The sequence below is a fragment of the Streptomyces sp. HSW2009 genome (assembly GCF_040240285.1).
Taxonomy (GTDB): domain Bacteria; phylum Actinomycetota; class Actinomycetes; order Streptomycetales; family Streptomycetaceae; genus Streptomyces.
The window spans coordinates 1-3,481 of record NZ_JBEHZD010000696.1; the positions used below are offsets into that span (position 1 = coordinate 1).

Sequence of the window (3,481 nt, forward strand, 5' to 3'; positions counted from 1 at the left end):
GGGCCGGGCCGCGGGGTGTCGGCCCACTGCGCCGGCCGGATCACCAGCCCGCGACACCAGCCCGGGGCACCAGCCCGAGGCACCGGCCCGGGTCAGTCCGTGGCGCGGGCCCCGGGCGCCGCCGTGGGTGGCCGTTCCATCGCACTGTCCAGCCGGGCGATGACGGTCGGCACGTCGGCGGTCTCGGTACTCCGGATCAGTTGTAGGGCCGGCCGGACGAGACCGCCCGGGCGCGCGATCAGCCGCGCGAGCACGGCGGCCCTGACGTCGAGCCGCTCGATGGTGGCCGCGCGCTCCTCCTCGTCCTGCCCGGCGAGCAGGACGGCGTTGTGCCACGCTTCCTCGCGGGACTGTCGAATGCTGAAGTCGAGGATCTGCTCGTCGGTACGGGCCCCGATCTGGTCCAGCAGCGACAGCAGGGGTGACAGTTCGCCGACGGCGTCCTCCACCACCAGCACCACCCGCGCGAGGATGTCGTTGATCAGCAGGAAGTCGTGCCGCAACTCCTGGATGGCCGCGCCCGGGCTGGTCCGCGCGGCGGCGATGGCCAGGTCGAGATTGATGTGCGCGGTCACCCCGAGCACCACGTGCTGGACGATGACCGTATCGGCGTCGTCCAGCAGCCCGAACGCCTCCCGCCAGCACCGCGGCCCGCTCCGGTCCCGCCGCCAGGCGTCGTACGCGTCGAAGTAGCGGTTCCCGAAGAGCGTGTCGAAACAGTCCATCCGGGCGCCGTCGTCGAACAGCCCGGCCCGGATGCCCGCGCGGACCTCCACGGTCACCTGTCGGTAGAGCGCCGCGAAGTACCCGGCCCGATCACCGGCACGGGTGGCCTCCCCCACGATCCCGGCAAGCCCGTCCACGACATCGTCGATGTTCTCTGCCGCCATGGCCAATTCCCCTCTCGCCTCACCGCGTTCGACCCGCACGCCGATTACCGTCCGTCATGCCGAACGCAGCCCCGTCTTACCACCGCACCCCCGGGAGGGGTCCCCACCGTGCGGGACCGGGCTGCGGGACCACCGTGCGGGGCCACGGTGAGTGACGATGCGGCGCGGGCCGAGGGGTGGGTGGGGTACGGACGGCGTGGGTGGGGTGTGAACGGCGTGGGTGGGTGATCCGCCGGGGCGCGCCCCGTCCCGCGGCCGACCGGCGCTAGCATGGCGCCCCGCACCGGGCGGCCCTGCCCGGGCGGAACGGACGGCAAGCTTGCTCGCCGGCCCGGGTGCACGGGTTCCGGTACGCGCCGTCCCGTGCTCCTCCCCGCCCTGGCGGGGTTGTTCCCACCCTCTACGGGGCGCCGCTGTTCGTCGCGTTGTCGACCCCGCACCGGCGGGGTTGCCCCGGGCGTCGGTTTCGGCAAGGTGTACGGCGGTGGGTGGGCCCCGCCCGGCGGGGCTGACCACCACCGCGCCACACCCGCAGCCGGCGCCACCGCACCCAGGACGCGTACGACGTCCGCCGCGTATTACGCCTCCCCCACCAGCCCCTCGGCCCGCTGCCACGTGCGCGTGAGGGGGTGTGAGATCGCCCGCCACCAGGGGCGGTCCGGCACCTCTCCGGCCGGCTCGAACCGCTGTCCGGGCACCGGGAAAGCGACGGCCTGGCCCGCCTCGGCGGCGACGTCCCGGGTCCACTCAGCCGGCTCGGCCCACGGGTGCGGGGCCAGGTTGAACGTGCCCCAGTGGATGGGGAGCAGCACGCCGCCCGTGCCGCCCTGGAGGTCCAGGTGGGCGCGCAGCCCTTCGGCGGGCGTCATATGAATGGCAGGCCAGAATTCGCTGTAAGCACCGAGTTGGATCATCGTGGCGTCGAACGGCCCGTACTGCCGGCCGATGGTCTCGAACTCCGCCCAGTACCCCGTGTCGCCGCTGTGGAACACCCGGTGCTGGGGGCCCGCCACCACCCAGGAGGCCCACAGGGTGTGTTGCCCGCCGCGGAGCCCACGGCCGCAGAAGTGCTGGGCCGGGGTCGCGGTCAGGGTGAGGTCGGCGATCTTCGTCGACTCGTGCCAGTCGAGCTCGACGATCCGGGACTCGGCCACCCCCCAGTGCTCCAGGTCGGCGCCGACGCCCAGCGGGACGACGAAGGTCGTGCCGGTGCGGGCCAGGGCGCGGATCGTGGGCATGTCCAGGTGGTCGTAGTGGTCGTGCGAGATGACCACGGCGTCCAGGTCGGGCAGCTCGGCCAGCGGTAGCGGCACCGGGTGGACCCGCCGCGGGCCGACGAAGGTGAAGGGCGAACAGCGCTGCCCCCAGACCGGGTCGAACAGCACCCGCCGGCCGTCGATCTCCACCAGCACACTGGAGTGCCCCATCCAGGTCAGCCGCAGCCCGGATACCGGCCCCTGCTCCCAGTCGGCCGCGCCCAGCCGGTGGACGGGCACGTGGCCGCGCGGGGCCCGGCGCGTTCGATCGGCCTTGCTGAGCTGGGTGCGCAGCAGCCGCCCCGCAGAGCCCGGGAGCATCGTGGGGGTGGGCAGGGGGTTGTTGAACTGCCCGGCCACGAACTGTGGCGAACGCTGCATCCGCGCCAACCGCTCCCCCGTCGGCGCGGCCCCGAAGGCGGCCGGGCGGAGGGCGGTGACGTACGAGCGTCGGGCTTGTGGGCCGGTCAATGCAACTCCTAGGGCAAGACGTCGGTGGCGGGCGCGGCGTCCCCCACCGCGGCGAGCACGCACACCCTGACGCACGCGCTCATCCACCCTCCCCCAACGGTCGGACGCGTGGCACTGTTCCGCGTCCTGAGCCTCAGCACGGAAGCCGGCATCCACATCACGGGAGCCGGCGTCCGTGGCACCCCGGCCGGCCCCAGCACGGCGTGGGGCGGGGTGAGGTGGAGATGCGTGGCGTGGGGCGGCAATGGCACGGGGGCTGCATGGGGCGGGGATGCACGGCGTGGGGCGGCATGGCTTGGGGTTGCATGGCTTGGGGTTGCATGGCACAGCGCGGCGGCGCAGCACGCGCGGCCTCGGCCCGGCCCCGCCCCACCTAGCCGGCCCAGCCCAGCACGACCGTGCCCCGGCGCACGGCCCGCGAGGGGGTTTCGGCCGGCCCCGCCCCGGTTCCCCGCGGCAGCCGGGCCCCGCGGAATATCCTCAGCCTCAGCCCCCCCCCCAGCCCTCCCTGGCCCATCGCCCCCGTCCGCCCCGTACGCCCGTCGCTCAGGTCTGGCGCTGCGGCTCGTACTCCTCGGCGGGGAGGCCGAAGGTCCAGGCGACGCCCTCGCGCGCGGTGGTCGTACGGGGCGGGACGCGGAGCCAGTAGGTGCGCGACGAACCGTCGGGCTCCGGGGTGGAGTTGACCACCTCCACCATCACCACCGCCTCGTCACCGGCCAGTTCGATGCGCCACAGCACCCCCGTCTCGGGCCCGGGGCCCCGGGCGGCGCCCGGCCCCCCCCCGGGCCCCGGGGGGGCGGCGGAAACCCCCCACAACCCGCGCCCCGGCCCCCGGCGGGGGGGTTTATAAAGAAGCCCGCC

General features: G+C 74.5%; 3 protein-coding genes. All 3 read right to left on the reverse strand.

The features are described 5' to 3' along the window. Nucleotides 1-92 precede the first annotated feature (92 nt). Nucleotides 93-890: a DUF5995 family protein gene (locus AAHZ94_RS30890; protein ID WP_349997029.1), complete on the reverse strand. Its 798-nt coding sequence runs from the start codon at nt 888-890 to the stop codon at nt 93-95. Between the two features lie 578 nt (nt 891-1,468). Next, nucleotides 1,469-2,617, reverse strand: coding sequence for an MBL fold metallo-hydrolase (locus AAHZ94_RS30895; protein WP_349997030.1), 1,149 nt, complete (start codon nt 2,615-2,617; stop codon nt 1,469-1,471). Between the two features lie 546 nt (nt 2,618-3,163). Next, nucleotides 3,164-3,481 (reverse strand): DUF6745 domain-containing protein (locus tag AAHZ94_RS30900; RefSeq protein WP_349997031.1); only part of this gene is annotated, 318 nt, incomplete at its 5' end.